Origin of the sequence: Roseicyclus sediminis (assembly GCF_025515305.1) — a bacterium.
Classification (GTDB): Bacteria; Pseudomonadota; Alphaproteobacteria; order Rhodobacterales; family Rhodobacteraceae; genus Roseibacterium; species Roseibacterium sediminis.
The window spans coordinates 345,287-371,741 of the sequence record NZ_JAOPHT010000002.1; the positions used below are offsets into that span (position 1 = coordinate 345,287).

28 protein-coding genes and 1 riboswitch are annotated in these 26,455 nt (G+C 67.7%); of the genes, 18 read left to right on the forward strand and 10 right to left on the reverse strand.

The features are described 5' to 3' along the window. Positions 1-39: 39 nt before the first annotated feature. Complete coding sequence (locus tag N8I71_RS04135) at positions 40-1,107, reverse strand: response regulator (protein ID WP_262876663.1); 1,068 nt, start codon at positions 1,105-1,107, stop codon at positions 40-42. A 422-nt stretch (positions 1,108-1,529) separates the two neighbouring features. Here N8I71_RS04135 and N8I71_RS04140 point away from each other — a divergent pair, with 422 nt between their 5' ends. Then, positions 1,530-2,249: an acyl-homoserine-lactone synthase gene (locus N8I71_RS04140; protein WP_262876664.1), complete on the forward strand. Its 720-nt coding sequence runs from the start codon at positions 1,530-1,532 to the stop codon at positions 2,247-2,249. 118 nt (positions 2,250-2,367) lie between these two features. On the opposite strand, the gene N8I71_RS04145 is transcribed toward N8I71_RS04140, so the two are convergent. The 4 genes from N8I71_RS04145 to N8I71_RS04160 form a co-directional block, all read right to left on the reverse strand. Continuing rightward, a complete protein-coding gene (locus N8I71_RS04145; RefSeq protein WP_262876665.1) occupies positions 2,368-2,640 on the reverse strand; it encodes a hypothetical protein in 273 nt (90 codons plus the stop codon). Positions 2,641-2,879: 239 nt separating this feature from the next. Beyond that, positions 2,880-3,500, reverse strand: a complete 621-nt coding sequence (locus tag N8I71_RS04150) for a hypothetical protein (RefSeq protein ID WP_262876666.1) — start codon at positions 3,498-3,500, stop codon at positions 2,880-2,882. A 109-nt stretch (positions 3,501-3,609) separates the two neighbouring features. Further along, positions 3,610-4,554 (reverse strand): fatty acid desaturase, encoded by a 945-nt coding sequence (locus tag N8I71_RS04155; protein WP_262876667.1) that lies wholly within the window; start codon positions 4,552-4,554, stop codon positions 3,610-3,612. 157 nt (positions 4,555-4,711) lie between these two features. Beyond that, on the reverse strand, positions 4,712-4,918 hold the full coding sequence (locus N8I71_RS04160; RefSeq protein WP_262876668.1) for a cold-shock protein: 207 nt from the start codon (positions 4,916-4,918) through the stop codon (positions 4,712-4,714). 473 nt (positions 4,919-5,391) lie between these two features. On the opposite strand from N8I71_RS04160, the gene N8I71_RS04165 reads away from it, so the two are divergent. The 5 genes from N8I71_RS04165 (at position 5,392) to N8I71_RS04185 (ending at position 9,720) form a co-directional block, all read left to right on the forward strand. Then, positions 5,392-6,186, forward strand: a complete 795-nt coding sequence (locus N8I71_RS04165; RefSeq protein ID WP_262876669.1) for a hypothetical protein — start codon at positions 5,392-5,394, stop codon at positions 6,184-6,186. Positions 6,187-6,287: 101 nt separating this feature from the next. After that, positions 6,288-6,503: a hypothetical protein gene (locus tag N8I71_RS04170; RefSeq protein WP_262876670.1), complete on the forward strand. Its 216-nt coding sequence runs from the start codon at positions 6,288-6,290 to the stop codon at positions 6,501-6,503. 350 nt (positions 6,504-6,853) lie between these two features. Then, a riboswitch (guanidine-I (ykkC/yxkD leader) is annotated at positions 6,854-6,966 on the forward strand. 85 nt (positions 6,967-7,051) lie between these two features. Beyond that, positions 7,052-8,116, forward strand: coding sequence for a putative urea ABC transporter substrate-binding protein (locus N8I71_RS04175; protein WP_262876671.1), 1,065 nt, complete (start codon positions 7,052-7,054; stop codon positions 8,114-8,116). A 27-nt stretch (positions 8,117-8,143) separates the two neighbouring features. Beyond that, positions 8,144-8,956 (forward strand): ABC transporter permease, encoded by an 813-nt coding sequence (locus tag N8I71_RS04180; RefSeq protein WP_262876672.1) that lies wholly within the window; start codon positions 8,144-8,146, stop codon positions 8,954-8,956. Then, positions 8,953-9,720 (forward strand): ABC transporter ATP-binding protein, encoded by a 768-nt coding sequence (locus N8I71_RS04185; RefSeq protein WP_262876673.1) that lies wholly within the window; start codon positions 8,953-8,955, stop codon positions 9,718-9,720. The genes N8I71_RS04180 and N8I71_RS04185 overlap by 4 nt, the downstream gene beginning before the upstream one ends. 4 nt (positions 9,721-9,724) lie before the next feature. Here N8I71_RS04185 and N8I71_RS04190 read toward each other — a convergent pair whose 3' ends face one another. After that, positions 9,725-10,024, reverse strand: coding sequence for a DUF6678 family protein (locus tag N8I71_RS04190; RefSeq protein ID WP_262876674.1), 300 nt, complete (start codon positions 10,022-10,024; stop codon positions 9,725-9,727). A gap of 192 nt (positions 10,025-10,216) precedes the next feature. On the opposite strand from N8I71_RS04190, the gene N8I71_RS04195 reads away from it, so the two are divergent. From N8I71_RS04195 to N8I71_RS04205, 3 genes are read left to right on the forward strand one after another with little or no spacing between them, the layout of a single operon-like run. Continuing rightward, positions 10,217-11,350 carry an agmatinase family protein gene (locus N8I71_RS04195; protein WP_262876675.1) on the forward strand — a complete coding sequence of 378 codons (1,134 nt, stop codon included), beginning with the start codon at positions 10,217-10,219 and terminating at the stop codon, positions 11,348-11,350. Beyond that, entirely contained in the window at positions 11,340-11,777 is a 438-nt protein-coding gene (locus N8I71_RS04200) for a hypothetical protein (RefSeq protein WP_262876676.1), read from the forward strand. Before N8I71_RS04195 ends, N8I71_RS04200 begins: the two co-directional genes overlap by 11 nt. 6 nt (positions 11,778-11,783) lie before the next feature. After that, positions 11,784-11,954: a hypothetical protein gene (locus N8I71_RS04205; protein ID WP_262876677.1), complete on the forward strand. Its 171-nt coding sequence runs from the start codon at positions 11,784-11,786 to the stop codon at positions 11,952-11,954. Between the two features lie 63 nt (positions 11,955-12,017). Here the strand turns inward: N8I71_RS04205 and N8I71_RS04210 are convergent, their stop codons facing one another. From N8I71_RS04210 to N8I71_RS04225, 4 genes are all read right to left on the reverse strand, one after another. Then, a complete protein-coding gene (locus N8I71_RS04210) occupies positions 12,018-12,803 on the reverse strand; it encodes a carnitinyl-CoA dehydratase (RefSeq protein WP_262876678.1) in 786 nt (261 codons plus the stop codon). Next, entirely contained in the window at positions 12,800-14,839 is a 2,040-nt protein-coding gene (locus N8I71_RS04215; RefSeq protein WP_262876679.1) for an acetate--CoA ligase family protein, read from the reverse strand. The genes N8I71_RS04210 and N8I71_RS04215 overlap by 4 nt, the downstream gene beginning before the upstream one ends. Before the next feature lie 4 nt (positions 14,840-14,843). Next, positions 14,844-16,004, reverse strand: coding sequence for an acyl-CoA dehydrogenase family protein (locus N8I71_RS04220; protein WP_262876680.1), 1,161 nt, complete (start codon positions 16,002-16,004; stop codon positions 14,844-14,846). Positions 16,005-16,200: 196 nt separating this feature from the next. Beyond that, complete coding sequence (locus tag N8I71_RS04225) at positions 16,201-17,565, reverse strand: aminotransferase-like domain-containing protein (protein ID WP_262876681.1); 1,365 nt, start codon at positions 17,563-17,565, stop codon at positions 16,201-16,203. A gap of 248 nt (positions 17,566-17,813) precedes the next feature. Between N8I71_RS04225 and N8I71_RS04230 the strand changes: the two genes are divergently transcribed. From N8I71_RS04230 to N8I71_RS04270, 9 genes are read left to right on the forward strand one after another with little or no spacing between them, the layout of a single operon-like run. After that, positions 17,814-18,134 carry an NIPSNAP family protein gene (locus tag N8I71_RS04230; protein ID WP_262876682.1) on the forward strand — a complete coding sequence of 107 codons (321 nt, stop codon included), beginning with the start codon at positions 17,814-17,816 and terminating at the stop codon, positions 18,132-18,134. A gap of 27 nt (positions 18,135-18,161) precedes the next feature. Further along, on the forward strand, positions 18,162-19,037 hold the full coding sequence (locus N8I71_RS04235; protein WP_262876683.1) for an FAD binding domain-containing protein: 876 nt from the start codon (positions 18,162-18,164) through the stop codon (positions 19,035-19,037). Then, positions 19,034-19,534, forward strand: coding sequence for a (2Fe-2S)-binding protein (locus N8I71_RS04240; RefSeq protein ID WP_262876684.1), 501 nt, complete (start codon positions 19,034-19,036; stop codon positions 19,532-19,534). The genes N8I71_RS04235 and N8I71_RS04240 overlap by 4 nt, the downstream gene beginning before the upstream one ends. Further along, complete coding sequence (locus N8I71_RS04245; RefSeq protein ID WP_262876685.1) at positions 19,531-21,915, forward strand: xanthine dehydrogenase family protein molybdopterin-binding subunit; 2,385 nt, start codon at positions 19,531-19,533, stop codon at positions 21,913-21,915. Before N8I71_RS04240 ends, N8I71_RS04245 begins: the two co-directional genes overlap by 4 nt. Then, a complete protein-coding gene (locus N8I71_RS04250; RefSeq protein WP_262876686.1) occupies positions 21,912-22,889 on the forward strand; it encodes an amidohydrolase family protein in 978 nt (325 codons plus the stop codon). The genes N8I71_RS04245 and N8I71_RS04250 overlap by 4 nt, the downstream gene beginning before the upstream one ends. Before the next feature lie 15 nt (positions 22,890-22,904). After that, a complete protein-coding gene (locus tag N8I71_RS04255) occupies positions 22,905-23,375 on the forward strand; it encodes an SRPBCC family protein (RefSeq protein ID WP_262876687.1) in 471 nt (156 codons plus the stop codon). Next, positions 23,375-24,181 carry an alpha/beta fold hydrolase gene (locus N8I71_RS04260; protein ID WP_262876688.1) on the forward strand — a complete coding sequence of 269 codons (807 nt, stop codon included), beginning with the start codon at positions 23,375-23,377 and terminating at the stop codon, positions 24,179-24,181. The genes N8I71_RS04255 and N8I71_RS04260 overlap by 1 nt, the downstream gene beginning before the upstream one ends. Beyond that, the gene (locus N8I71_RS04265; RefSeq protein WP_262876689.1) at positions 24,174-24,773 is read left to right on the forward strand and encodes a UbiX family flavin prenyltransferase; all 600 of its coding nucleotides are present in this window, start codon (positions 24,174-24,176) and stop codon (positions 24,771-24,773) included. The genes N8I71_RS04260 and N8I71_RS04265 overlap by 8 nt, the downstream gene beginning before the upstream one ends. A 23-nt stretch (positions 24,774-24,796) precedes the next feature. Next, positions 24,797-26,449: a UbiD family decarboxylase gene (locus tag N8I71_RS04270; protein WP_262876690.1), complete on the forward strand. Its 1,653-nt coding sequence runs from the start codon at positions 24,797-24,799 to the stop codon at positions 26,447-26,449. Positions 26,450-26,455 lie beyond the last annotated feature (6 nt).

Genomic DNA, 26,455 nt, shown 5'->3' on the forward strand with positions numbered 1-26,455 from the left:
AACCGCGCACACAGGAATGCAACCCGGACCGAAAGGCCCTCAGGCGCGACCGAGATACGTCGCGTCGCCGAACATTTCACGAAGCACGGTTTCGTAGAGGTTGGCGCCCTGGTCGGTGCCGCGCCTTGGGCCGCGCAGTCGCGCCGCCGCGATGCGGGCCTTGTGCTCGGTCCGGCCAAGTGCATCACGGATGGACGGCACGATATCCTCGCGCCCGCGCCACCGCATCGGCACCGGATCGCCGACTACCAGCCGGCACCCGTCGCGCGCGGCGTCGAAGCCCGTCTCGGCCTCCAGAAGATGTTCGAAGCGACCGGCCGGTCCGGGCGCGAAACGGGCGGACGGCCCCTGCGTCAGCACGAGGAACGTGTCCGCGCCGTAGTAACAGAACAGCCCGTCGAAATGCTCGGTCGTCCGCGAGATACCACGCGCCAGACGCGGAAGCGGATCGCCGGGCCGGAGCATCTCGGACGCTCCGTCTTCGGCCTCGGACCGCAGGAGCGTGACCGCGCGCAGTTCCGCCTCCGCCAGGCGCAGGGGGGAAAGATCGGCCACGGCGTCCCGGAAATGAAGCCTGCCGATGAACCGCGAAAGGCTGGACCGGGGCGGGGCCGCCGTCTTGCCGGCCAGGTCCCGCTCCACATGCTCGATGGTGGCTTTCCGCAAGACGGGCTCGCCATCGGAGTCGTCGTCATCGGGGTCGAAGAGGCTGAGCGCTTCCTCGATGCGGAGGAACAGGTCCTCGTAATCGAACGGCTTGGTGATGTAATCCTGCGCGCCCGCGCGGTAGGAGGCCTCCGCGTGATGGCGGTCGCTCATGGCCGTCAGCATCAGCACCGGCGTGAGGGAATAATCGGGCCGGCGCCGGATCTCGCTCAGCAATTCGATCCCGCCCATGCCGGGCATCTGGATGTCGAGAATAACCACGTCGAAGGGACGCGGGGCGGCGGCGATCTCGCGCAGGGCGATGCGCGCCGTCTCGGCCGGAACCACGACATAGGACCGCATCGCGCTCAGCGCGACCGACAGCAGGTCGAGCACGTCCTTGTCATCGTCGACCACGAGCACGCTCGGAGCCGGTCCGTTCTGCTGGATTTGGTTGTTCATTCACTCGTCTCCCGCCCGGCCGGGTACAACGCTTCGCCAGGCTATCGGGCGACAGAATCGCAAGCACCTTGCCGCCACCGGGAGGATCTAGCGGTCCGGTTTGGCTGCTCTGGGGCAGGCGTATGGCGTTCTTCCGGTATCGCGGTGAAAGTGGGGCTTTTGGATGGCCCCGGTTTCGGCATACAGAACACTTCGCCCGTCCCGGCGTTCTGGCGCCGGAGCGGAAACGGTCGCGCAACCCAAACCGCATGGTCCGCCGCAAGCCGGTCTGCTGAAAAAATGTGCCAGTCGGCATCCAGGTTCTTCCACAGCGCAAGTTCCTGTGGAGCAAGCCGCCGACATGCGGCATGGTAAAAAGAAAAAAGAGTTCGAGCAGGTTAATGAACGACGAACGTCCGACTCTTTCCTCCCGATCCGGGAGGATGGGTTTCCCTGAACTGGAGCCTGCAACGGCCGTCCGGGACACCTCCGGCGAGCGCGTCCCCTATCCGGGAACGGGCGCCCCGCCTCCCACGGACATCGGCAACATCAGGGTCACGGCCCTGTCGTTCCTGAACATCCACGAGCATGGCGACCTTTTGCTGCGATACCTCCAGGCTCGGCGGAGCATCTTCATCGATCGCCTCCACTGGAGCGTTTCGGATGTCGACGGCCTGGAGTTCGACCAGTACGACAACCCGTTCTGCCGCTGGGTGACCCTGCATGAATTCGGCGTGATCCTGGGTGGCGTCCGCCTGATTCCGACCGATGCCGCCTGCGGGATTTACAGCTACATGCTGCGGGACGCGCAGAACGGAACGCTGGAAGATCTGCCGACCGATGTCCTGTTCTTCAAGGCCCCGGTCGACAGCCGCGTCTGGGAAGCGTCGCGCTTCTTCATCACCGACAAGGTGCCGGCCGCCCGCCGAAGGACCGTTCAGCGCATCCTTTTCCAGAGCATGAGCCGCACAGCGGGCGCGAACGGGGCGACATCTATCCTTGGCATCGTGCCCGCCGTCTGGTCCCGCTGGGCCCGCCGCCTCGACGCGGGTGCCACGCCCATCGGCGCACGGTTCTCGATCGAAGGGACCTGGAGCCAGTCGGTCCTGTTCCACATCGGCAAGGACGCGCCCGAGGACGAACTGGTCATCGACGGCCTCTGACGCTGCACGCGCGCCACTCTGCGGCATGTCATTGTTTCAAAACGTTTTTCGCGTACGGGCCGGGTCCGAGGCAAGGCGTCGCTTCGTCCTATACTGACGAGGCCGTGCTGCCGGCGGATCACTCGCGCATCGCGCGCAGGATCCGGCAAAGACCGATCAGAAGCCCGATATTGACGACCGGCGCGAGGATGCCGACCCAGGGCAGAAGCGGGTCCGGCAGACCGTTGGCAAGCATGTTCCAGGGTAGCCCGAGCGGCAGCAGGAATATGCCGGCCAGGGGATCGGCCTCCTGCCCGAACCAGCCGAATGTGCCCGAAAGGAACAGGGCCATCGCCGTCAGATAAAGCAGAACGACGACGATCAGGAAGATCCGGCAGAACCCGTAGGCCATGGCAAACTCTCCGGTCGGACAAGGCCGGCAGGGCCCGTAACGGGGCACAGTCTACACGGACAAGACGCGGGATACGAGGGCACGAAGCCGACGCGGCGGCCTGCCACGCGCCCCGCAGGTCCAAGAGACCGGGGGCAGTCCCGTGCCGGGCAACAGGCCGCGCATAGCCTGCAAGGATGGAGCCGCCGATCCCGTCGTGGGCGTTGCCCAAGCAGGGGATCGGCGGTCTTCCGGCCGTGTCACATTCCGGCGCGCACCGCGTCGCGCAATTCGGCGTGCAAGATCCACTTTCCGGCGGCGTTGACGCCGCCGTCAGCACTGCGATAGCCCAGCAGCGAGGTGCCCTCGGGATCGTTCGACGGTTGGGTCGAGGCGGTCTCGATGGACAGGAATTCCCCGATCAGCAGGCCGGCGCCGGCCAGCGACTTGTTGGCCGAGGCGCGAGACTTGTAGCCCGCGACCCCCGCGATCTTGGTTTCCGTGAGACCGTCTTCTCCCGCGATGGACAGCGCCGTCAGCATCGCCATCTGCGGCGCCGACAGCGCGACCTGGGCGATCGCTTCCACGTATTCCTCGACGCTCGGCACAGGAGTGCCGGAGTGATCGTCCGTGCGGCGCTCACCGACCCTGCGGTTCTCGCGGGCGTCGATGGCTTCGTGAAGCGCGGCGATGGCCGCCTCCTCGGTCGCGCCGGTCGCCTCGGCGATCATGCCACGCGCCTTGGCCGGCGGCTTGGGAAAGGCGCGCGCGACGTATTCGCCGGAAAGGCGTCCCGACTTGATCTGGTAGCGCCCGTGTTCGCCCACCATGATCGACGGTGCGGGCTCGGGCTTGGGCGCCTTTTCCTTCTTCTTGGACATGCCTCTGAAAGGGTCGGCTCCGCTGTTGGAGCGGCTTGTCGCGATCGAGCGTGTCATGGGAACCCCCTGTTGGTTTCGGGTCGTTCGCGGATCTGTTGATCCGCGTGTTTCATGCGGGCCGGTATCGGGCCTCGGCGAAGGAGACGAGCTTTCGGCTATCCTCGTCCCAGAGCGCGAGCCGGGTGCAGCCGAGGCTCTCGCGCAACGTGATGCGCCGGACATCGGACAACGCCTCGTGATCTCGCAGCACTTCGCCGAGGCGATAGAACGGGATCTTGCTGGCGAGGTGATGGACATGGTGCACGCCGATATCGGCCGTGATCCATCGCAGCAGCGGCGGCAGGACGTAGTGCGACGACCCTTCGAAGGCCGCATCCTGCACCGACCAGTCGGTGTCACGCTCCCACGTCGTCTCCTCGAACTGGTGCTGCACGTAGAACAGCCACATCCCGGCCGACGCCGCCAGAAGCATCATCGGCAGGTAGACGAAAACGAGCACGGGCACACCGCCCAGCAGGTAAAGCGCGCCGATCAGCCCGAAGATGGCAACATTGGTGCCAAGCGCACTGATCCAGTAGCGCATGCCGGACCGCATCTGCCCGATCGGAATGCGGTTTTGCAGGAAGAACGTGTAGAAGGGCACGATCCCGAAAAGGACCACCGGATGGCGCAACAGACGGTAGAGAAACCGCCGGATGAGGGGACTTTGCCGGTACTCGGCCACCGTCATGGTCGGGATGTCTCCGACGCCCCTGCGGTCGAGGTTTCCGGTCGTGGCGTGATGGATCGCGTGGTTCCGGCGCCAGACGTCGTAGGGCGTGATCGTCAGAACACCGATGACCCGGCCGAGCCAGTCGTTGAGCTCGCGGCTGCGGAAATAGGCACCGTGGCCGCAATCGTGCTGAACCATGAAGAGACGCACGACGAAGGCGGAATTCACGAGGGACAGGCCAAGGGCGAGCCAGGGGCTGACCGACAGGGCCATCCAGGACAGCGCGAAAAGCACGGTGAAGGGAATTGCCGTCGCGGCGAGCTCGAACAGGCTGCGCGACACCGAGGGCGTTCGATAGGCGGCCAGCCGACGGGCCCATGCCGCGGCCGAATCCGTTTCCCCCAAGCTGACACGACCGGTCCCGGTTTCGGGATCGGTCGTGGCCGGCCGGGGCCGAGAAGCGGCCGGGCGGCCCGAGGGACGCCCGGCGAAAGTTGTGTCAGACAAGCGCGAGATCTGTCGCGCTCTCGCGGCCGTCACGACCGCTTTCGACCTCGAAGGTCACCTTCTGCTCATCGGCAAGGCCGGTCAGGCCGGCGCGCTCGACTGCGGAGATGTGGACGAACACGTCCCTGCCCCCGCTTTCAGGTTGGATGAAGCCGAAGCCTTTGGTGGTGTTGAACCATTTCACGGTGCCATTGGCCATGTCCGTGGTCTCCTGTTTCCGTTCGCCGCCCGCAACACGCGGCGGCCAGGCAAAGTCAGTCCAGATCGATCAACTGAGAGCCGGATGAACGGAGGCAGCGGTTCGAAGAGAGCAACAATCGCCAAATGCATATGGGCGTTCGCCCGCACCTAAACAAGGGCCAAAGCACGCTTGATCTTCCGTGTTTCATCCCCACTTGAGAAAGGCGTGACGGTTCGATGGCCCTTTCCGGGGCCCGGAGGACAGACCCGAGGCGCGCCTTCCCGGATCGAGGACCTCGGTTTCCCGCAGACACGCGGACGGGCGGCATCGGCCGCACGCCGCAGGCGGGACCGGATCCCTTCCCGGGTGTCCTTTCCATGGCGGGCGCGCCATCCAAGAACGTCACCTGCAACCGATCGTTTGTCCCGTTCCCCGGCCGCCTCCGCTGCCCCATGATCGGACAGCCAGGCCGAAGGCCGGAAGGAACCAACTTGATCAACCCACCCAGACCCGCACGGGCCCTTCGCCCGGCCCTCGCCTTCCTCATCTTCTGCCTCTTGGCGGTTCCCGCCGCCCCGGTCTCGGCCCAGGACGGAACCGGCGCCGTCCCCGAGAACGCAAGCGCCCGCGGCTTTGGCGGCGGCTGGGACTGCGACCTCGGCTACGGCGAGGAAAACGGCGCCTGCGTCGAGATCGACCTGCCCGAAAATGCCTATGCGACCGGCCGTTCCTACGGGCCCGGCTGGGCCTGCAGACACGGCTTCAGGGAGCGTGACGGCACCTCCTGCGAGGAGATCTTCGTTCCCGAAAACGCCTTCCTGAATTCCTCGGGGCATGGCTGGACCTGCGCGCGCGGCTTCCGCGAGGCTCAGGATGCCTGCATCGAGATCGTCGTGCCCGAGAACGCCTACCTCACCGAAGAGAACACCGGAACCGGCTGGCTGTGCGAACGTGGATATGTCGCCGTCGAAGGCCGCTGCGACCCCATCGCGGTCCCGGAAAACGGTTTCCTGACCAATGCGCCGCGCGGGGCCTTGTGGGAATGCGAGCGCGGCTTCGTCCGCGACGGCGACCGATGCGACGCCATCTCCGTCCCGGAAAACGCCTATCTCGACACCCGCTCGGGCGGGCCGGGCTGGCGCTGCGAACGCGGCTTCGAGGCGCGGGAGGAAACCTGCGTCCGTCTCATTGTGCCGGCCAACGCCCATCTCGACCGGTCGGGAAACGGCTGGCAGTGCGACCGGAATTTCCAGTTGTCTGGCGGCCGCTGCGTCCTCGGGCGCTGAGACGGCACGCGACGCAAAACCCGGGCCATCCGCCCAAACGCGACCCCGATCTCCGTGCCCCCGTCGGTGCGGCGACAGCGACCCAAAACGAGGAAGACACCATGAACGATCAGATCGAAGCGACCATGTCCATCGCCAAAGCCTGCGGCGACGTCGCCCGGATGCGCACCTGCCTGCGCTGCCGTGCGGAATTCCCCAGCGAGGGCTTCGGCGAACGCGTGTGCCGCAAGTGCAAGTCCTCCTCCACATGGCGCAGTGCGGCGCCGCACAGCGGCGGACACGGTACCAAACGCAGCCGGTCGGGCGGTTCCTCCTAGGGCCGGAGCACCGGCCGCGAGGGGAGCGTCCCCGACGGCATGGCGGGACGCGCTGGCGTCTTGCCGTGAGACTGGTTCATCCAGCCCCGCGATCTCGTTCTGACGGCGCCTTGAGGTGCCCGACACGCGCACAGGTCACGCCAGGGTCTTGCCGACGCCCTGGCAGGCGCATCGGCAAGACCGTGAACGCGCGAAATCATCCTCCGCCACCCACGCCCGTCGCAGACGTGCCCGATTTTCCGACATGCGAACCGCATTGCGGTGCATTTTTCGGCGTTGCCCGGCATCGCGGCCCACCGGGACCGACAGCGCTTTTGACACCGTCGCGTCGCCTCACCCAACGATGGGAAGCGCAGAGCATTTAGGGTTCCGCCCGGACGCCACGTTCCGGGGCCTGGTCCGAGAAATGCAGCCGGCCGGCAAATTCCGGCGCGGTACACGGCGGGCCAAAATCCCGGGAGAGCACTGCGACACCAGTTCGGCCGCTCCCGCCATCCCCGCAGCTTTCGGTCGGACGTCATATTGGATCCGATCGGAGGAACCGCCTGATGACCAGACTTGCACTCGCCACCACGACGGCTCTCAGCCTTGCCCTCGTCCCGGGCTTCGCCACCGCGCAGGACCGCACGGAATTCCGCGTCGCATGGTCGATCTATGTGGGCTGGATGCCCTGGGGCTACCTTGAGGACAGCGGCATCATGGACCGCTGGGCCGAACGCTACGGGATCGATGTCGAGATCGTGCAGATCAACGATTACGTGGAATCGATCAACCTCTACACCGCCGGCGAATTCGACGGGGTCAGCGCGACGAACATGGACACCCTGTCGATCCCGGCGGGTTCGGGCGTCGACACCACCGCGCTGATCGTCGGCGATTTCTCGAACGGCAATGACGCGGTGATCCTCAAGGGCGAAGGCACGCTCGAAAGCCTCGCGGGGATGCCCGTCAACCTCGTGGAACTCTCGGTTTCGCACTACCTGCTCGCCCGCGCGCTCGACAGCGTGGGGCTGGCCGAGCGCGACCTCGCGGGCGTCGTGAACACCTCGGACGCGGACATGATCGCGGCCTTCCAGACCGACGACGTGCAGGCGGTGGTGACGTGGAACCCGCTGGTCTCGACCATCGCCGAGGACCCCGAAGCGAACATCCTGTTCACCTCGGCCGACATCCCCGGCGAGATCATCGACATGATGGTGGTCAACACCGAGGTGCTGGAGGCCAACCCCGATTTCGGCCGCGCGCTGGTCGGCGCATGGTACGAGCTCATGGCCATCATGTCGTCGGACACCGAGGAAGGCATCGCCGCGCGGACCGCCATGGCCGAGGCGTCGGGGACCGACCTTGCGGGTTACGACGCGCAACTCGCCTCGACCGAGATGTTCTGGGATCCCGCCGATGCCGTCGCCTTCGTCGAAAGCGGCGCCCTGCCCGACACCATGGTCAACGTGGCCGAGTTCCTGTTCGACCAGGGCATCCTCGGGGAAGGCGCGCCAAGCGCGGACTTCGTGGGCGTGGCCTATCCCGATGGCTCGATCACAGGGGACCCCGGCAACGTCCAGCTGCGTTTCGACACCAGCTTCATGCGGATGGCGGCCGAAGACGGGCTCTGACGGCACGCAACCGGCGAGGGCGGCGCGATGCGCTGGATCAACCGAAACCCGGGGCGGCTGGCCAGCGTCGTGCTGGCCGCCCTGCCCTTCGTCCTCGTGGCGCTCGTCTATTCCGCCGGTTCTGCCGCGCGGCTGGCCGAGAACCCGCAGGACCGGATCCTGCCGGCCCCCTCGGCGCTGTTCGAGACGACGATCCGCCTCTTGACCGAACCCGACAGGCGGTCGGGCGAGATCCTGTTCTGGAGCGATACCGCCTCCAGCCTGACGCTTCTGGCAAGCGGCGTCGGCATCGCGGCCCTGATCGGGCTGAGCCTCGGGCTCGCCATCGGGCTCGTTCCCATGGTTCGCCGGACATTGCAGGGCTTTGTCGCGGTGGTGTCGATGATCCCGCCGCTCGCCGTGCTGCCGATCCTGTTCATCACGCTCGGCGTGGGCGATGCCGCCAAGGTCGCGCTCATCGCCATCGGCATCACGCCCTTCCTGATCCGCGACCTGTCCGCCCGCACGCTGGAGTTGCCGCAGGAGCAGATCGTGAAGGCGCAGACGCTCGGCGCCTCGTCCCTCTCCATCGCCCTTTCGGTCGCCCTGCCGCAGATCATGCCGCGCCTGATCTCCGCGGTGCGCCTGTCGCTCGGACCCGCATGGCTGTTCCTGATCGCCGCCGAGGCCGTGGCCTCCGACAGCGGGCTCGGCTACCGCGTCTTCCTCGTCCGGCGTTTCCTCGCGATGGACGTGATCCTGAATTACGTCGCCTGGATCACGCTGCTGGCTTTCCTGATCGACTGGGCGCTCGCGCGGGCGTCGCGCTATTTCTACCCTTGGGCCGAGGTTCGGTCATGAGCTTCGTGGAAGTGGAAAACCTGTTTCACGCCTATGGCGGCAGGCCGATCCTCGAACGCGTCTCGCTTTCGGCGGAGGAAGGCGAATTCGTCTCGATCGTGGGGGCCTCGGGCTGCGGAAAATCGACCTTCCTGCGCCTCCTCCTCGACCAGGAACGTCCCGAGCGCGGCGAGATCTACGTCGACGGCGACCCCCTGCAGGGCGAGCCGAGCCGGTCGCGCGGCATCGTGTTCCAGCGCTACTCGGTCTTTCCGCACCTGACGGTGCGCGACAACATCGTTGCGGCCGAGGCGCTGTCGCGTCCGCTGGGGCGGCTGTTCGGCAACATAAGGCGCGCCGCCCGCGCCCGCGCCGACGCGACGCTGGAGCGGATCGGCCTCGGGCACGTGGCCGGCCAGTATCCTTCCGCGCTTTCGGGCGGGATGCAGCAGCGCCTCGCCATCGCCCAGGCGCTTGCGGGCAAGCCCCGCATCCTGCTGCTCGACGAGCCCTTCGGCGCGCTCGACCCCGGCACGCGGGAACAGATGCACGCCTTCCTGCAGGAGCTGCGCGCCGAGACCGGGATGACCGTCTTCATGGTGACCCATGACCTGCCCGAGGCCTTCAAGCTCGGCGACCGGGTCATCGTCTTCGACAAGGTCCGCTGGGACCCGCACGATCCCGCAGCCTACGGGGCGACCATCACCTACGATTTCGACGCCCGGAACGGCGGCATCCCCTACCAACTGCAAAAGGACGAGATCCATGGCCTTGCAGAGAGCTAGTGGCTCAGATCCAGTCGACCGGCGTGCCCGGTGGGGCAAGACCGATCACCCTCAACCGGTCGGAACGCACCTCGCCCGGCACATGGATGGCACGGAGCACGGCGAGAATTTCCTCCCTCTCTGTCGCGGTGTCCGGAAGGATGTCCACGTGAACCAGGTCGTGAAAGCCACCCGCGCGCAGGTGATGGTGCCACTCCCGTTCTGGTCCATGCGTGTGGCCGTTTGCACTCAGAGACGTCCACCGGGGCCGCGGGTTCCGCGCCGCCATGGTGGCGCAAAGCTCGGACCACTTGGTGTCGTTCATCAGCCGCTCCATCGCATCACCCCTCCGGCAGGCCGGCCCGTTGCCAGCGCCAATTCCTAACCGAAAGACAAGAGCACGCCCATGTTTTATGCGCCCACCGACCGAACCCGGTCACGCCATCCAGCCGATCTCCAAGGCGAGCGCCGACGCGCCCATCACCCCGACCTGACGAAACTGCAGGGCTGGCGGAGCATGCGCGCGGAGGCCGGCATCCCCGAGGGCCGCTGGGACGAGGAGCGCCGCTGGGCGCTGCGCATGGGCCTGACCGGCGCGGAGTCGATCGAGGACAAGTCGATCCCCACCTTTGCGCGCGGCGAGCTTCCGCATTACGCGGGGATAAACACCTTCCTCAAGGCGCCCTACGCGGAGGACGTGCTGGAGGTCGCCAATTACGACGCGACGGTCCTCGGTATCCCCTTCGACGGCGGCACCACCTACCGCCCCGGCACCCGTTTCGGGCCGCAGGGCGTGCGGAAGATCTCGGCGCTCTACACGCCCTACAACTACGAGATGGCCGTCGACCTGCGCGAGCAGATGACGCTCTGCGACGCGGGCGACGTGTTCACGATCCCAGCCAACATCGAGAAGAGCTTCGACCAGATCAGCCGGGCGGTCAGCCACGTGTTCTCGTCGGGCAGCTTCCCGGTGATGATCGGCGGCGACCATTCGATCGGCTTCCCCTGCGTGCGTGGCATCGCCGAATGCACCTCCAAGACCATCGGCATCGTGCATTTCGACCGTCACGCCGACATCCAGGAGAAGGACCTGGATGAACGCATGCACACAACCCCCTGGTTTCACTCGACGAACCTGCCGAACGTGCCGGCCAAGAACCTCGTGCAGGTCGGCATCGGCGGCTGGCAGGTCCCGCGCGAGGCGGTGAAGGTCGCCCGCGAGCGCGAGACCAACATCATCACCATGTCCGACATGGAGCGCATGGGCATCGACAAGACCGCCGAGATGGCGCTCGAGATGGCGTGGGACGGGGCCGACATGGTCTACATGTCCTTCGACATCGACTCGATCGATTGCGGTTTCGTTCCCGGCACCGGCTGGCCCGAACCCGGCGGCTTCCTTCCGCGCGAGGCGCTGGCGCTTGCCTCCAAGGTCGCGGCCGAGGGGCTGTGCGGCATGGAACTCGTCGAGGTCTCGCCCCCCTACGACACCTCGGACATCACCGCGCTGATGGGGACGCGGGTGATCGTGGATGTCCTCGGCTCCATGGTGGCGGCGGGCAAGATGGGCGCGCACAAGCGCCATATCGACAAGCCGGTGACGATCCCGCACGGAGACTTCGAGGGACGGAGGTGGTCCAATGCCCCATGATCACCACGACCATCATCACGATCATCACCATCACGGTCACAACCACAATCACCACCATCCCGACCACCTGCATTCGCACCTGACCCCCGAGGACGAGGCGGCGGACCTTCAGGTCCTGACGGCGCAGTTCATCGACGGCTTCGTTCAGGCCCGCGACAAGGCCGCGTATCTGAAGCTGGCGGGCGTGCCGCTGGAACGGCCCGGCAAGGCCGGTCCCAGCACGCTGAAGCTGGTGGACGTGGAACTGAAGACCGAATGGCAGGTCGGTACCGCCTCGCCGTCCTTCGGCACGCGGGAACTCAGCTACCTGCCCTTCCCCGGCGAGATGGTCCGGGAACGCACCAACATGTCGCTCGTCTACGTCTCGCTCGACGAGAAGGACAAGCTCGATATCCGCGATTTTCTCGCATCCCGTGAAAGGAATTGACCGATGATGACCCGTATCGCAATCGCCTCGGGCGCAGCCCTCGCCGCCCTGCCCGCCGCAGCCCACGAAGCCGGGGGCGTTGTCCACATCCACCCGCACGGCACGGAGGCGCTTCTTGCCCTGGCCACCGTGTTCGCGGCCTTCCTTCTGTGGCGGTCCTCGCGCAACAAGCGCTGATCCCGGCCTGATTGCCCGCACCGGTCCCGCAGGGCGCCGGTGCGGCGCGGCCAGCTGGCCCGTCTAGCGGCCCTTCCAGACCGGATCGCGCTTCTCGGCGAAGGCGCGCGCGCCCTCCAGCTGATCCTCCGAGCGGTAGAGCCGCTCCACGGTCTCGAACTGGCTTCTCGTGATCCGGTTCAGGGCGTCCTGGAACTTCATGTCCTCCGCCTCGCGCACGATCTCCTTGATCGCGGCGAAGACGAGCGGCGGCCCGGCGGCGAGATCGTCCGCCATCTTCCGCGCGGCCTCCATCAATTCGCCCGCCGGAAGAACCCGGTTCACGAGGCCCCAGCGCGCCGCCTCCTCGGCGTCGAACCAGCGCCCGGTGAACAGAAGCTCCATGGCGATATGGTAGGGAATGCGCTTGGGCAGCTTGATCGAGGCGGCATCGGCCACCGTACCCGAACGGATCTCGGGCAAGGCGAAGGTCGCGTGATCGGCGGCGAGGATGATGTCCGCCGAGAGCGCGAGTTCCAGCCCCCCGCCGCAGGCGATGCCGTTGACCGCCGCGATGACCGGCTTGTTCAGGCCGCGCAACTCCTGCAGCCCGCCAAAGCCGCCCTTGCCGTAGTCGCCGTCGACCGCCTCGCCCCCCGCCGCGGCCTTGAGGTCCCAGCCCGGGCAGAAGAACTTCCCGCCCGCGGCGGTCAGGATCGCGACCCGCAGCTCGGGATCGTCGCGGAACACGGTGAAGACATCGCCCATGATCCGGCTCGTGGCGAAGTCGATGGCGTTGGCACTGGGCCGGTCCAGCGTCACCTCGAGCACGGCGCCGCGGCGGTCCGTCCGGATCGGTGTATCGGTCATCTCGGTTCTCCCAGTCTGATGAGCGCGTCCACCGCGACGGCACCCTCGGCCGTGACGATCAACGGGTTGACCTCCAACTCCACGAGCGTGTCGGCGTGGGTCAGGGCGTAGTCCTGCACGGCGGCGATCGCCGCGAGAAGTGCCGCGCGGTCGATTGCCGGCCGGCCGCGATACCCCGAAAGTAGCGGCGCGATGCGCAGCCGGTCCAGCGCCACGTCGATCTCGGCCGCGGTTGCGGGCAGAAGCAGGGAGACGGTGTCGGCGAGTATCTCGGCCAGCACACCCCCCGCGCCGAGGGTCAGCACGAAGCCATGGGCCGGATCGCGGATCACGCCCACCAGAAGCTCGGCAACAGTGCCCGAGACCATGTCCTCCACCAGGTAGCGGTCGGACGCCATGCGCAGCGCCGCGGCCTCAACCTCGGTGGCCGAGGCGAGACCGACCGCGACGGCGCCCGCCTCCGTCTTGTGCGCAAGACCCAGGGCTTTCAGGACGACCGGGAAGCCGAGTTCGGCGGCGGCCCCTGCAGCCTCCCGAGGGGAGGACGCCATGCGGGAGCGCGGCACCGGCACGCCATGGCGCGAAAGCGCCTCCTTGGCCTCCGCCTCGTTAAGAAGGCGCGGCGCCTCGGGCTCCGCCCCCGGAACGGTGATGTCCGTGCCTCCGGTCATGGACCCGAGCCGAGCCGCGGCCTCCAGCGCGGCCAGCCCCTCGGCAAAACCGCACAGCGGCACGATCCCGCGCGTCAGCATCGCCTGCGCGGTGGCCTCGGGAATGGTTTCGGTCAGACTCGACAGGATCGCCATGGGTCGCCCCGCGGCCTTCACCGCATCCTCGGCCGCGTCGATCACGATTTCCCAGGCGCCCGCGTCGCAGCGATCGGGCCGTGGGAAGTCGAGGATCGCGACACCCATGGCCATGTCGGGCGCCAGCATGGCGGTGAAGGTCCGCGCCAGCGCCTCGCGGTCACCCCAGATATAGGTATGGTAATCCAAAGGGTTGGCGAGGGCGACCTTGGGACCCAACGCGGCGCGGAGGGCCGTGCGCTGCGCCTGGGAAAGCGGCGGACATTCCAGCGCGCGGGCCGCGACCATGTCCGAGATCAGACCGGCCTCGCCGCCCGAACTCGACAGGACCCCGATCCGCGCCGACGGCAGCGGGCCCACGGCGTGGAGCAGTTTCAGCGTCTCCAGCAATTCCGCCGGGCTGCGCACGCGCGCCATGCCCAGCCGGTCGAAAAGCGCGGATGCCCCTGCGTCGCTTCCCGCAAGCGAACCGGTGTGCGACATGGCCGCCGCGCGCGCCGCTTCCGAGGCGCCGGACTTCAGCACCGCGACCGGCTTGCCGAGCGTCCGGGCGCGGCCCGCCATGGCGGCGAAGCGGGCCAGATCGCCGACCCCCTCCACATGGAGGCCGAGCGCCGTGACACGCGGATCCTCCAGCAGCGCCTCCGCGATCTCCGCCATCCCCGTCTGCGCCTGATTGCCGACCGTCACCACGTAGGCCAGCGGCAGACCGCGCGATTGCATCGTAAGGTTCAGAGCGAGGTTCGAGGATTGCGTGACGATGGCGACGCCTTCGGTCACACGCTCGGCCCCGTGCTGGTCGGGCCAGAGCGCGGCACCGTCGAGGAAGTTCAGAAACCCGTAGCAGTTGGGCCCGAGAATGCGCATGGCGCCCGCCGCCTCGACAAGGGCAGCCTCCAGCTCGTGGCCGTCGCCGGTTTCCGCCACCGACTCGCGAAATCCCGACGCGAAACAGACGGCGCCCCCGCTTCCCCGGGCCGCGAGGGCGCGCAGCGCCTCGATGCTGGTGTTGCGGTTGACGCCGATGAAGGTCGCGTCGGGCGCCTCGGGCAAGGCCTCGATGGAGGCGAAAGCCGGGACACCGCCGATCTCGGCGCGGGTCGGATGAACCGGCCAGACCGGCCCCGCGAACCCGATCCGGCGGCATCCCTCGACCACGGCCGCGCACCAGGTTCCACCGCCGATCACGGCGATGGAGCGCGGTCTCAGAAGACGCGAAAGCCCGTCCAAGGCGTCAGGACCCCAGTGGGCGGAACAACTCCCGCCCGATGATGTGGCGCTGGATCTCGGAGGTTCCGTCCCAGATCCGTTCGACCCGCGCATCGCGCCAGAACCGTTCGATCGGAAGATCGTCCATCAGACCCATTCCGCCGTGGATCTGCAGCGTCGTGTCGGTGACCCGCGCCAGCATCTCGGAGGCATAGAGCTTGGCGCTCGCGATCTCGCGGTTGGCGGGCAGGCCCTCGTCCAGCCGCCAGGCGGCGGCCAGCGTCAGCCAGTCGGCGGCGTCGATTTCCGTGATCATGTCCGCGACCTGGAAGCTCACGCCCTGGAACCGCGCGATGGGCTGGCCGAATTGCCGGCGCTCGGCGGCATGGGTGACCGCCATGTCGAAACAGCGCCGCGCCCGCCCGACCGAGAAGGCCGCCACCGTCAGGCGCGTGGCATATAGCCAAGTGTTCATCACCTCGAAACCGCCGTCGACCTCGCCCAGGACCTGCGCGTCGGACAGGCGGCAATCGTCGAATTCGAGGATGCAGTTCTTGTACCCCTTGTGGCTGACCGAACGGTATCCGTCGCGCACCGTGAAGCCCGGATGCCCGCGATCCACCAGGAAACAGGTGATCCGTTTTTTCGGCCCCTGGGCCGTGTCGTCGACGCCGGTCGCCACGAAGACGATGAAGAAATCCGCATGGTCCGCGCCCGAGATGAAGTGCTTCGTCCCGTTCACCACCCAATCGCCGCCCTGCCGCGCCGCCGTGCATTTCATGCCGCGCACGTCACTGCCCGCGTCGGGCTCGGTCATGGCGAGAGCGTCCATGCGCTCGCCCCGCACGGCCGGCAGGAGATAACGCTCGCGCTGCTCGCCCTCGCAGGCCATCAGGATGTTCTGCGGTCGCCCGAAGAAATGCGTCAGCGCCATGGAGCCACGCCCAAGCTCGCGCTCGACCAGCGTGAAGTCGAGATGGCCAAGGCCCCCGCCACCGACCTCCTCGGGGAAGTTGCAGGCGTAAAAGCCCATCTCGATGACCTTGCGCTTGATCTCCTGCGCAAGCTCGGCCGGCACCTCGCCGCTGCGCTCGACCTCGGCCTCATGGGGATAGATCTCGGTCTCGACGAAACCGCGAACGGTGGAGACGATCATCTCCTGCTCGGAACTGAGACCGAAATGCATGCCGCCCCCCTTTGGTTGTCCGCCGCACCGGCCCCGGCGCGTCCCGCAATGCCGGGTCGATCCCGAGGGGCCGGTCCCGACCATGGGTGATACTCCCGCCGGTTGAAACCGTCGAGACTGGAGTGATCCGGGAACGGGTTTTTCGTGCGACGGACGCTTGCCGCATCGGACGCGGCCGGCAGGCCCTGGCGCCGAGCTACACCAGCGACATCGCCTCGGTGCCCTCGAGGATGTCGGCCAACGTGCTCAGCGCCGTGTCGAGAGCGGCGATATCCGGCGCCCCGCCAAGGCAGATGCGGATGCCGTTGCCCATCGTGTCGAGCGGCTGCAGCGGCGTGGGCGTGGCCACGGTGATGCCCGCCTGCGCGGCCTGCGTCATCAGGCCGACCGGTGCCCGCCCCGGCGGCAGCCGCATCCAGACATGGAAGGCGGGCACGTCCGACATCGGGTCCAGCGCCGGACCGAGCCGCGCGCGCGCCACCTCCGTGCGTTCGGCGGCCGCGGTGCGCTTGGCCCGGACCTGCCGGGCCATCAGGCCGTTCTCGATCATCCGAGTGGTGACCTCGGCCATGATCGGGTTGGCCATCCATCCGGTCGAGCGGATGGCGTTGATGATACGGTCCCGCATGCCGGCGGGCGCCACCATCGCGCCCACCCGCAGGCTCGGCGAGAGGCACTTGGCGAAACTGACGACATAGACGCTGCGCTCGGGCAGGAAGGCCGAGAGCGGCATGACCCCGTCGGGAGGCAGGAAACCGTAGGCGTCGTCCTCCACGATCCAGCCGTCATGGCGCGCGACGATCTCGGCGATCTCGGCCCGCCGTTCGGGCGGCATCAGCGAACCGGTCGCCGCCTGAAGCGTGGGCGTGCAGTAGAGCACGGCGGGACCGCTGGCCCGGAAAGCGGCGTCCAGGCGCTCGGGGATCAGCCCGTGGCGATCCATGTGAACCCCCCGCAGGTCGTACCCCTCCATGAGGGCGAGCGACATGATCCCGGAATAGGGCAGGTTCTCGGTCAGGACCGGCGCGCCCGAGCGCGCCAGAAGGCGCAGCGCGATCGCGATGGCATGCTGGGCGCCGTGGGTCACGTGCAGGCGATCGGGCGCGGCCTCCATCCCGAGGGTCGATACCCAACCGGCCATGGCGGTGCGGTGCGCCTCCAGTCCCTGGTGCGGCAGGTAGCCCATCAGGCCGTGGAGCGCGTCGTCGCCGATGAGTTCCCCCATCGTGCGCGCGAAATCCTCCGCCTCCCCGGTTGCGGGCGGCGCGTTCAGCGCGAGGTTCACGCCCCGCTGCGCCCATGCCGCCTCGGTCACGCCCAGTTGCGGCGTCTTGCCCGTGACGAAGGTGCCGCGCCCGACCTCGCCCGAGATCAGCCCCCGGGCCTCGGCGAGCGCGTAGGCGCGCGAAACGGTGCCGATGCTGAGCCCCAGACGGCTGGCCATCTCCCTGTGGGTCGGCAGCCGCTGACCCACGGCCACCTTGCCCGTCGCGATGTCGTGTTCGAGCGCAGCGACGATCTGGAGGTATCGTGGTCCGTCATCGTTATCCAGCCGGGGCATCCAAGTCATCTCCGCGCCCTTTCGTTCAGACACGTGTAAGACAATCGGGAAATTGTCGCAATACCTGACACCCCAACAGGGGCCGCGAATGTTCAGGATCCTGAGCAATCAGGATCGTCCGCGCAATATGCAAACGCAAGCATATGATAATTAGCCATCTTATTGTGACACCCGGTTGTCTCGATCTTACCGATTGACCGCCGATTGTCGCATAAGATAGGGTGAGTCAAAGCACGTGGGAGGGTGATTTGATCTACGATTTGCGCGTGTACGAGCATGCCGATGGCTGTGCGGACGCGGTGCGCGAACGGTTTCTGGCCGAGGTCGCGACTCGCTTTCCGGACCATGGCATCGAGCTGGTCGGCGTCTTCGTCGACGCCGCGACGGACCGACTGACCTACCTGACGCGGTTCGCCGACGAGGCTGCGCGCGCGGCGGCCTGGGCATCCTTCGGGTCCGATCCCGGCTGGCAGGCCGCGAAGAAGGCCTCGGAGGTCAAAGGCCCGCTCGTCGTCAAACAACAGGTCTCGCTCCTGTCGCCTGCCATGCCGGGCCTGCCGCTCGCCTGAGCAAGCCCCGGAAAAAAGGGAACGTCCGTGAAGCCAGCCCAGTTCGACTACGCGCGTCCGAAGACGGTCGAGGAGGCCTGCGGCATCCTTGCGGCCGACATGGACGCCCGGGTGCTTGCCGGTGGCCAGACGCTGGTTCCGATGCTGGCCATGCGGCTTTCGCGTCCGTCGGTCCTTGTGGACATCACGCGGATCGCGGGCCTGCAGGGCATCGCCTGCAGCGACGACACCGTCGAGATCGGTGCCGTCACCCGGCAGGCCGCGGCGTTGGCCTCGGAGGTGATCCGGGCCGAGGTGCCGCTCCTGGCGAAGGCGCTGCGCCATGTCGGCCATCCGCCGACGCGCTGCCGGGGAACGGTGGGCGGCTCGGTCGCCCATGGCGATCCCTCGGCCGAGATCCCGTTGGCCGTGACGGTGCTGGGCGCCGAGATCGTCTTTGTCGGCGAAGACGGTGAAGAGGAGCGCTTTGCGCCCGAGGATTTCTTCATCGGCCCGATGCTGACGACGGCGCCGATGGGCGGATTGCTGACGCGGCTCGTCTTTCCGCGAAGGGCGGCCGCACCGACCGGGACCGGCTTCCGCGAGGTCGCCTCGCGGCGCAGCGACTATGCCTTCGCCTCGGCGGGCGCGCAGGTGGTGTTGAACGCGGACGGAACATGCGCCGAGGCGCGGCTCGGCATCGGCAGCGTGGGGGACACACCCGTCGCGGTCGACATTTCCGGCCTTTCCGGAACGCGCCTGACGGCGCAGGACATTCGCGGCGCGGTCGTCGAAGCGCTCTCGGATCTCGAGACCGTGGACGATCTTCACGCAACGGCGAGCTACCGCAAACGCGCCGCCGTGCGGCTGGCGGAACTGGCCCTGGCCGAGGCCCGCGACGACGCATTGGAGCAGGCAGGATGAAGACCGAACTGACCGTCAACGGGCAGACCCGCGTCATCGACGTCGAGCCGCGCACGACCCTTCTGGATGTGCTTCGCGACGGCCTCGGGCTGACGGCGACCCATGCCGGATGCGAGCACGGGGTCTGCGGCGCTTGCACCGTGCTGGTCGATGGCGAGGCCGTGCGCTCCTGCCTGATCCTCGGAGTGCAGGCCGACGGGCTCGACATCCGCACCGTCGAGGGCCTCACCTCTGGCGACGGCGCCCTCGACATCGTGCAGGACGCGTTCTGCGAGACCCACGGCCTGCAATGCGGATACTGCACCTCCGGCATGATCCTGGCCGCGCACGCGCTGTTGCGGGTGAACGCCGCTCCCGACGAGGAAGAGATCCGCGAGGCGATCTCGGGCAACATATGCCGCTGCACCGGCTATCAGCAGATCGTCGAGGCTATCCAGCTGGCCGCCGAACGGATCCGGACATCGAACACGCTCAAGGCCGGCGAGGTCGTTAAATGACCGATCAGCAACGCAGGTTCGTCTCGACCAACCGCCGGGTGCGCGAGGATCGGCGTTTCGTCGCCGGCGCGGGCCGCTACGTGGCCGATCTGGACATGCCCGGCACGCTGCATGTCGCGCTCGTCGCCTCGACCGCTCCAGCCGCGCGGATCCTCGGGATCGACGCCAGCGAGGCTTTGGCGATGGAGGGCGTGGTCGACGTGCTGACCGGCGAGGAACTCTCGGCGGCCGTGACCCCGCTCATGAACGGGCTGGACACACCGCTGGTGCGCCGTTTCCCGCTGGCCGTGGGACAGATCCGCTATGCCGGAGAATGGGTGGCCGCCGTGGTCGCCGAAAGCCGCGCGCTGGCCGAGGACGCCGCCGAGAAGGTGCGCGTCCGCACCGAGGCCCTCCCCTTCGTGATCGACGCCGAAGCGGCGCTGGAACCGGACGCAACCCCGGTCCATCCCGAACACGGGTCGAACCTTCTGCTCGACCGGACCTTCGACTGGGGCCCCGTGGCCGAGGACTTCGCCGCAGCCGAGGAGCGCCTCAGCCTCCGCGTCACCTGGGGCCGCAACTCCACCGTGCCGATCGAGACCTTCGGCGTGATCGCGCGCTGGAACCCCTGGGAAGAGATGCTCGATGTCTGGGCCTCGATCCAGATGCCGAAATACGCCGACCAGATCGCCCGCGCGCTGAAGCTGCCGGGCAATGCCGTGCGGGTTCACTACGACGTCGATGTCGGCGGCAGTTACGGCGTGAAGCGCGGGATCAAGCACACGGTGCTGGTCGCGTATCTCGCGCGCAAGCTCGGCCGCCCCGTGCGGCTGATCGAGGATCGGCTGGAGAACATGCGCGCTGGCGATGCCCAGGGCCCGGAGCGGATCTTCGACATCGACGTGGCCTTCGACCGCGACGGCACGGTGCGCTCGATGAAGATGCGCGCCCTCGACAATGCCGGCGCCTATGCCGGCCGCGCGCCGTTCCAGCTCGGCAAACCGATCGGCGCCATCGTCGGCCCCTACCGCATCGGCTCGGTCCAGTACCGCGCCATGTCCGTCACCACCAACAAGGCGGTGCAGGAGGCGGTCCGCGGCTTCGGCCAGGCGCCCACGAACTACGCCATCGAGACGATGATGGACCGCGTCGCGGCGCATCTGGGGATCGACCGGCTGGAGCTGCGCCGCCGCAACCTCATCCGCGCCGAGGAATTCCCCTACACGATCCCCTCCGGCAGCACCTACGACAGCGGCGACTATCACACCGTCATCGACAAGGTTCTGGCCCATGCCGATTACGAGGCGCTGAAGGCCGAACGCGACCGGCTGCGCGCCGAGGGGCTGTGCGCGGGCATCGGCATCGCGGCCTGCCTCGAACCCTCGGGCGGCAACTCGTCCTTCGAGCCGCTCCTGAACGAGAAGAACCGCACGTCGACCTGGATGGAGGGTTCTCGCGTCACCATCGATGCGCTGGGGTTCGTGACCGTCGCGATCCACACCACGAGTTCCGGGCAGGGACACGAGACGCTCGCGGCCACGGTGGTGGGCGAAGAACTCGGGATCGACCCTGACCGCATTCGCGTGACGCGGCCCGACAGCCTGTCGAGCCTGCCCGGGAACTCGCCCGTGGGCAGCCGCATGGCGATCATGCTGGGCGGCGCGGCGGCCCGGGCCGCGCGCAATCTGAAACGCCAGCTTGTCGCCATCGGCGCCCATGCGATGGGGATCGACCCCGATACGGCGAGCTACGAGGCCGGCACGATCACCGCGCCCGATGGGCGCAGCATCGGCTGGGACGAGCTGGTGGATATCGGCCACCGGCGGTTCCACGACCTGCCGTCCGGCACCAACCCGGGCCTCACCGCCTCGTTCATCCAGCAGGTGCCCACCGGCGTCGCGCTGCCGAAGGACGGCAAGGTGCAGATGTATCCCTGCTATTCCTTCGAATTCCACCTCGTGCTGATGGCCTTCGACCCGGTGCTCGCCAAGCCCGAGATCCGCCGCTACGTGATCGGCCACGACTGCGGCACCGTCATCAACCCGCATATCGTGCGCGGCATGACGCTTGGCGGGATCGCCCATGGCATCGGCGCGGCCCTGCTCGAGGAATTCACCTATGACGAGGGCGGTCAGCTCATGACGCAGAGCTTCCTCGACTACCTCATGCCCTCGTCGCACGAAGTGCCTTCGGTCGAGATCGTCCACCACTGCACCCCCTCCCCGCTGACCGAGTTCGGCCAGAAGGGTTCGGGCGAGAGCGGCTATCTCGGTGCGCCGGCGGCGATCTCGGGCGCGGTTCAGGACGCGCTGTCGCCCTGGGGGGTCACGGTCGACAAGCTCCCGCTGCGCATGAGCACGATTTCCGACACCATAGCCGACGCGGAGACTGCGGCATGATCATCGACACCCACGCCCATTTCGTCCCCCCCGCGCTGCTCGACGAGTTGCGGGACCGGCGGACGGACTTCCCCTCGGTCGAGATGATCGAGGCAAAGGACAGTCTCGCCTTCTCCTTTTCCGGCAAGAAGCCGACGCGGCCCGTGGCGGGTTTCCTGCGCGACAAGCCGGGACGCCTTGCATGGATGGACGAGAACGGCATCGACATGCAGGTGATCGCCGGATGGCTCGACATGTTCGGCAACGACATGCCGGACGCGGAAGGCACCGAATGGGCGCGGACGATCAACCGCCACCTGAAGGAGACGGCGGACACGTCGAATGACCGGTTCCGAAGCCTCTGCGTCGTGCCGCTGCAGGATGGCCCCCGCGCCGCCGAGGTCCTGCGCGAAGCGATCGAGCAGGGCTTTGCCGGCACGATGATCGGCACCCAGCCCTTCGGCAAGGGCGGCGTTCTGGACGATCCGGGCCTCGATGCGTTCTGGGAAGCGGCGGACGAGCTTGGCGCGGTCGTGTCGATCCATCCCGTGTTCGACGCGGGCGACGACAGGGTCCATGACTACGGCATGGCCAATGCCGTCGGCCGCATCACCGACACGCTCATCGCCGTCAGCCGGCTGATCTACGCGGGCCACGTGAAGCGCTATGCAAACGCGAAGATCCTTATCGGGATCGGCGGCGCCGCCCTGCCCTACGTGCTGGGTCGGCTGGTGCGCAACGCGTCGCTCGACGACAGCCTCGGCGATCCGCGGGAGGCGCTGTCGATGATGTACTACGACACCTTGCTGCACGACCCAGAGGCGCTGAAACTCCTGCTCGGAACGGTCGGTGCCGAGAGGGTCATGCTTGGGTCGGACATGCCCTTCCCGATCGGCGACCCCACCCCGCGCGCCATTCTGGACGGGGCCGGAGTGAGCGCGGCGGAACGCGACCTGATCGAGAGCGGTGTCGCCCGGTCGCTGCTTGGTCTCTGAGAGAGGGAAAACGCCATGCACATGGACATTTCCGGCAGCGAGGAGATCGAGGCCAGCCGCCAACGGCTCTGGGAGGGTCTGAACGATCCCGACGTGCTGACGAAATGCATCCCCGGCTGCCGGAAGATGACGGAAACGGCCCCCGATGCCTATGACGTCGAGCTGGAGCTGAAGGTCGCCGCCGTCGGCGGAAGCTTCAACGGCACGGTCGCACTGACGCACAAGAGGCCGCCGGAATACTGCCGGATCACGGTATCCGGCGAGGGCTCGCTCGGGACTGGAACCGGGACCGCGGAATTCACCATCGTCGAGACCGGCCCCGAGACCTGCAGGCTGGACTATTCCGGCGAAGGCGAGATCGGGGGGCTGGTGGCCGGCGTCGGCCAGCGCATCCTGAAGTCGGTGGCCAAACACCTGACGAAGCAGTTCTTCAAGGACCTCCGCAAGCATTTCGACGAGACGCGGCAGGACGCGGGGGCGTCGTGATGGCGGACGGCAAGGTTATGGACCTCGGCGAAGGCCGGCACCTGTTCGTCTCCGTCTCGGAGGGCGGCGGCATGCCCGTCCTCTTCCTCAACTCGCTGGCGGCGGACCTGGGCATGTGGGACGGCGTGCGCGGGCGCATGTCGCGGCGCTCGGTCGCTTTCGACGCCCACGGGCACGGCCGTTCCGGTGTGACCCCTGGCGACTGCACCGTCGACGACCTCGCCGAAGACGCGCTGGCGGTCATGGATGCCACCGGTCTCGACCGCGCGGTTCTGTGCGGCCTGTCGCTGGGCGGGGCGACCGCCATGGCGATGGCCGCGAAGGCGCCCGACCGTGTCGCGGGCCTTGTCCTCGCGAACACCGCCATCAGCTTTCCGCCGCCCGGGATGTGGCAAGACCGCGCCGCGACCGCGCGGAGCGGCGGTTTCGCATCGCTGGTGGAGCCGACGCTGGAGCGCTGGCTGACCGAAGGCTACCGCGCCGCCAATCCCGGCACGACCGACCAGGTGCGCGCAATGATCGCGGGCACCTCGGCCGAGGGCTATGCCGCCTGCTGCGCCGCGCTGGCCGTCGCCGACCTCGGTCCGGCGCTCGGCGGCTATGGCGGCCCGGTCCTCCTGGTCGCGGGCGCGCATGACGCCTCGACGCCGGTTGCGCGCGCCGAGGAGATGCAGGCGCTTTGCGACCGGGCCGACCTCGTCGTGCTCGACGCCGCGCATATCTCTTCCATCGAGGCGGAGGCCGACTTCGCCGACCGCCTCGAGGCTTTCGTGACATCGCTCGAAAAGGGGCAAGGCCATGGCTGACCGCCGCATCATCATCGGGATAAGTGGCGCCTCCGGCACGATCCTCGGCATCCGCCTGCTGGAGCTTCTGCGCCCCATCGACGACATCGAGACGCATCTCGTGATGTCGCCGGCCGCCGTGCGCACCATGAAGATCGAGACAGACTACACGCCCGAACGGGTTCATGGGCTGGCCGACCAGGTCCACAACTTCAAGGATATCGGCGCCAGCATCGCCAGCGGTTCGTTCCGCAACGAAGGGATGATCGTCGCGCCATGCTCGGTCAAGACGCTGAGCTCGATCGCCACCTGCCAGGCGGGCGACCTTCTGTCCCGCGCCGCCGACGTGGCCCTGAAGGAACGCCGCCGCCTCGTGCTTCTGTTCCGCGAAACCCCGCTCCATGCGGGCCATATCGCGTTGATGGACCAGGCGACGCGGTCGGGCGCAATCGTGATGCCGGCGGTGATGGGCACCTATTACCAACCCAAGAGCGTCATGGACATCGTCGACCACCTCGCCGGCCGCGCGCTCGACCTGCTGGGCATCGAAACCGGAACCGTGAAGCGCTGGCAGGGATCGGCGCCGGGCCGGAACGCGGACGACGAGGACTGAACCCCGCCGGGAGGAGACCAGGCATGAAGGATACCCCCACGACGCCCTACCGCGATCTGCACGACCATATCGCGCTGCTCGAGGAGAAGGGTCTCCTGGTGCGCGTCGACCGCGAGATCGACAAGGACAGCGAGATGCACCCGCTGGTCCGCTGGCAGTTCACCGGCGGCCTGAAGGAGGAGGACCGCAAGGCGTTTCTCTTCACCAACATCCGCAACAAGGCCGGGCGCAAGTACGAGATCCCCGTCATCGTCGGCGGACTGGCCGCGAACCGCGCGATCTACGCGACCGGCATGGGATGCGACATCGACAGCATCCGCGACAAGTGGGACGCCGCGATCGCCAACCCCGTGCCCCCGCGCGAGGTGACGGACGCCCCCTGCCACGAGATCATCGAGCAGGGCGACATCCTGAAGGAGGAAGGCCACGGCATCGACCTCTTGCCGATCCCGGTCTCGACCCCCGGTTTCGACAGCGCGCCGACGCTGAGCGCGACCAACGTGATCACCGCCGACCCCGATGACGGGGTGCAGAACATGGGCACCTACCGCTGCGGGCTGAAGGCGCCGGATCGCCTTGTTGTGCGGATGGCGACCCGCGTCGGCGGCGCGGGCGGCTACCAGCACTATCTCAAGCACCAGGCGCGGGGCGACACCGAGATGCCGGTCGCCATCGTGCTCGGCTGCCCGCCCTATGTCGCCTTCATGGGCCCCCAGAAACTGCCGATCGGGATGGACGAGTTCACCGTCGCCGGCGGTCTGGCCGGCGCACCGATCAACGTCGTCAAGGCGCGGACCGTGCCGCTGATGGTGCCGGCCGAGGCCGAAGTCGTGATCGAAGGCTACATCGACGTGACCAAGGTCGAGCCCGAGGGGCCGTTCGGCGAAAGCCACGGCCATGTCGCGCTCGAGGAATACAACATGCCGATGCGCGTGACGGCGGTGACGCGGCGCCGGGACGCGGTGATCCCGAGCTACATCAGCCAGGTCGCGCCCAGCGAGTCGAGCGTCATCAAGCGCGTCGCCTACGAGCCGCTGTTCTTCCACCACCTCAAGCACACGCTCAGCATCAAGGGCGTGAAGAAGGTCGCCCTGCACGAGCCGCTGACCGGTCTTCTGCGCGTGACCGTCATCACCATCGAACCCGGCACGCCGCCCTCGGAGGTCTGGCGCGCGCTTTACGGCGCGGCCTATTTCAAGGGGGATTGCGGCAAGATCTGCATCGCCGTGAACGAGGATATCGACGTCGACAGCCCCGACGCGATCCTCTGGGCGATGGCCTACCGGACCAACCCGGTGAACGATGTGCAGACGCTGGCGCATCGTGGACAGGGTCACGGCCCGAAGCGCGAACACGCCGGCGAGGAGGACAGCACGCTGCTGATCGACGCGACGATGAAGTCGCCGATGCCACCCCTGGCCCTGCCCGCGCGCGAATACATGGAGCGCGCCAAGGACATCTGGGAAGAACTCGGCCTGCCCCGCCTGACGCCGCAATCGCCCTGGCACGGTTATCAGCTGGGCGCGTGGCACGCTGTCTGGGACGAGGCCGCGAAGCGCGCCGCCGAGGGCAACTACCTCGAGAACGGCCGCATGAGCGAGAAACTGCAGGTGCCCGGACTGAAGCCCGAGACGGCCGTCGACCCCGAGGAAAGTCTGCGCAAACTGGGCAAGTGACGCCTT

Coding starts and splice junctions, on each gene's coding strand:
- N8I71_RS04135 (WP_262876663.1), bottom strand. CDS start 1,107: ATGAACAACCAAATCCAGCAGAACGGACCGGCTCCGAGCGTGCTCGTG.
- N8I71_RS04140 (WP_262876664.1), top strand. CDS start 1,530: ATGGGTTTCCCTGAACTGGAGCCTGCAACGGCCGTCCGGGACACCTCC.
- N8I71_RS04145 (WP_262876665.1), bottom strand. CDS start 2,640: ATGGCCTACGGGTTCTGCCGGATCTTCCTGATCGTCGTCGTTCTGCTT.
- N8I71_RS04150 (WP_262876666.1), bottom strand. CDS start 3,500: ATGTCCAAGAAGAAGGAAAAGGCGCCCAAGCCCGAGCCCGCACCGTCG.
- N8I71_RS04160 (WP_262876668.1), bottom strand. CDS start 4,918: ATGGCCAATGGCACCGTGAAATGGTTCAACACCACCAAAGGCTTCGGC.
- N8I71_RS04170 (WP_262876670.1), top strand. CDS start 6,288: ATGAACGATCAGATCGAAGCGACCATGTCCATCGCCAAAGCCTGCGGC.
- N8I71_RS04175 (WP_262876671.1), top strand. CDS start 7,052: ATGACCAGACTTGCACTCGCCACCACGACGGCTCTCAGCCTTGCCCTC.
- N8I71_RS04180 (WP_262876672.1), top strand. CDS start 8,144: ATGCGCTGGATCAACCGAAACCCGGGGCGGCTGGCCAGCGTCGTGCTG.
- N8I71_RS04185 (WP_262876673.1), top strand. CDS start 8,953: ATGAGCTTCGTGGAAGTGGAAAACCTGTTTCACGCCTATGGCGGCAGG.
- N8I71_RS04190 (WP_262876674.1), bottom strand. CDS start 10,024: ATGAACGACACCAAGTGGTCCGAGCTTTGCGCCACCATGGCGGCGCGG.
- N8I71_RS04195 (WP_262876675.1), top strand. CDS start 10,217: ATGCGCGCGGAGGCCGGCATCCCCGAGGGCCGCTGGGACGAGGAGCGC.
- N8I71_RS04200 (WP_262876676.1), top strand. CDS start 11,340: ATGCCCCATGATCACCACGACCATCATCACGATCATCACCATCACGGT.
- N8I71_RS04205 (WP_262876677.1), top strand. CDS start 11,784: ATGACCCGTATCGCAATCGCCTCGGGCGCAGCCCTCGCCGCCCTGCCC.
- N8I71_RS04210 (WP_262876678.1), bottom strand. CDS start 12,803: ATGACCGATACACCGATCCGGACGGACCGCCGCGGCGCCGTGCTCGAG.
- N8I71_RS04220 (WP_262876680.1), bottom strand. CDS start 16,004: ATGCATTTCGGTCTCAGTTCCGAGCAGGAGATGATCGTCTCCACCGTT.
- N8I71_RS04225 (WP_262876681.1), bottom strand. CDS start 17,565: ATGCCCCGGCTGGATAACGATGACGGACCACGATACCTCCAGATCGTC.
- N8I71_RS04240 (WP_262876684.1), top strand. CDS start 19,034: ATGAAGACCGAACTGACCGTCAACGGGCAGACCCGCGTCATCGACGTC.
- N8I71_RS04245 (WP_262876685.1), top strand. CDS start 19,531: ATGACCGATCAGCAACGCAGGTTCGTCTCGACCAACCGCCGGGTGCGC.
- N8I71_RS04250 (WP_262876686.1), top strand. CDS start 21,912: ATGATCATCGACACCCACGCCCATTTCGTCCCCCCCGCGCTGCTCGAC.
- N8I71_RS04255 (WP_262876687.1), top strand. CDS start 22,905: ATGCACATGGACATTTCCGGCAGCGAGGAGATCGAGGCCAGCCGCCAA.
- N8I71_RS04260 (WP_262876688.1), top strand. CDS start 23,375: ATGGCGGACGGCAAGGTTATGGACCTCGGCGAAGGCCGGCACCTGTTC.
- N8I71_RS04265 (WP_262876689.1), top strand. CDS start 24,174: ATGGCTGACCGCCGCATCATCATCGGGATAAGTGGCGCCTCCGGCACG.
- N8I71_RS04270 (WP_262876690.1), top strand. CDS start 24,797: ATGAAGGATACCCCCACGACGCCCTACCGCGATCTGCACGACCATATC.